This is a genomic window from Paraburkholderia humisilvae, from assembly GCF_902859855.1.
In the GTDB taxonomy this organism is placed as follows: Bacteria; Pseudomonadota; Gammaproteobacteria; order Burkholderiales; family Burkholderiaceae; genus Paraburkholderia; species Paraburkholderia humisilvae.
In genome coordinates, this window is record NZ_CADIKH010000325.1 from 1 (window position 1) to 1481 (window position 1481).

Genomic DNA, 1481 nt, shown 5'->3' on the forward strand with positions numbered 1-1481 from the left:
CTTGCAATTACCCACAAGTCGGATGCGAAACCTGGTGCACGTTATGTTTCGTGTGCGAGCGAAATGGCCGGCAAGCGACAGGCGGATGAGCGGGCGTGGTTCGAGAAGGAAGTTGAGGCGAGCGAATTTCATGATGCCCGACTGCGCAAGCGTTTCGGTGTAGTGCTGGAACAGTTATGGTCGGGGATGGACCAGACGATTCCGTTCGTATGCCAGGACTGGGCATCGACCAGGGCTGTGTACCACTTTCTATCGAATGACCGTGTCAGCGAACAGGATATCCTGAGTGGCCACTTTCAGGCGAGCGCCGAGCGCTTCAAGGCGACACAAGGACCCATTCTCATCCTGCAGGATACGACGACATTCTCAGTTGGAACGTCCCGAACTCATTGGCTATACAGGCAAGACGTCGGTCCCAAGAGGAAAGCATGGCCTGCTCACGCCGCTGACGCAATGTGAGGTCCTGATGCATTCGAGTCTCGTAGTCACCTCCGAAGGAATGCCGCTGGGTCTGGTGGCGGTGAAGTTCTGGACCCGAAGCAGATTCAAGGGCACAACGGCACTGAAGAGGCACATCAACCCCACGCGACGAGTCCCGATTGAGGAGAAGGAAAGCTACCACTGGCTGGAGAACATGCGCCAGTCAACGGCACTACTCGATGACCCGGTGCGCTGCATTCACGTCGGCGATCGGGAAAGCGACATCTACGAACTGTTTTGCACCTCGCATGATCTGTGCACATACTTTCTCGTGCGAACCTGCGTCGACCGGCTCGCGGGCGATGGTCAACATACCATCGCACACGAAATGGAACAGGTTAAGGTCAAAGGACTGCACCGTGTCGAGCTTCGCGACGCGAAGGGGAGTGCGACGCCCGTAACCCTTCAAATCCGCTACCAGCAGATGACAGTGTTGCCCCCCATCGGCAAGCAGGACCGCTATCCGGCACTGCAATTCACGGTGATTCACGCGCATGAGCGTGATGTGCCACCCGGGCGTACCGGCATTGAATGGAAGTTGCTGACAAATCTTCCGGTCCGATCACGGGCCCAGACGATCGAGAAGCTCGACTGGTATGTCATGCGCTGGAAGATCGAACCCTTCCACAAGATTCTCAAGTCCGGATGCAAGGCAGAGGACTCGAAGCTACGCACAGCCGATCGGCTCGCGAACCTGACCTCCGTATTCTGCATCCTGAGCTGGCGCATATTCTGGCTGACCATGATCAGCCGGTGTGCCCGCAAGCTGCGCCCGACACGGTGTACACATCAACCGAAATTGAATTGCTCGAGCGTTTGGTCCCAGACTTGCCGCTTACCGCACAGGCACCGCCGCTCTTGCGCAACCTGATCAAGGTTGCCCCGGCTTGGCGGCTATCTGGCCCCCGCGCGGGCGATCCACCTCTAGGTAATACCGTTATGTGGCACGGCATGCGGCGCCACACCGACATTCAACTCGGATATGAACTCGCCCTCAACCG

At 57.7% G+C, this 1481-nt stretch carries 2 protein-coding genes; both read left to right on the forward strand.

Going from position 1 to position 1481, the window contains the following annotated elements:
- Positions 1-459, forward strand: a 459-nt coding sequence (locus tag HV796_RS43820; protein ID WP_281370001.1) for an IS4/Tn5 family transposase DNA-binding protein, incomplete at its 5' end; no start/stop codon positions are given.
- A gap of 7 nt (positions 460-466) precedes the next feature.
- The gene (locus HV796_RS43825) at positions 467-1351 is read left to right on the forward strand and encodes an IS4 family transposase (protein ID WP_217478244.1); all 885 of its coding nucleotides are present in this window, start codon (positions 467-469) and stop codon (positions 1349-1351) included.
- The last annotated feature ends 130 nt before the right edge of the window (positions 1352-1481 follow it).

Bases quoted from the DNA above. Each gene is read 5' to 3' on its own strand.
- HV796_RS43825 (WP_217478244.1), top strand. From the start codon at position 467: ATGCATTCGAGTCTCGTAGTCACCTCCGAAGGAATGCCGCTGGGTCTG.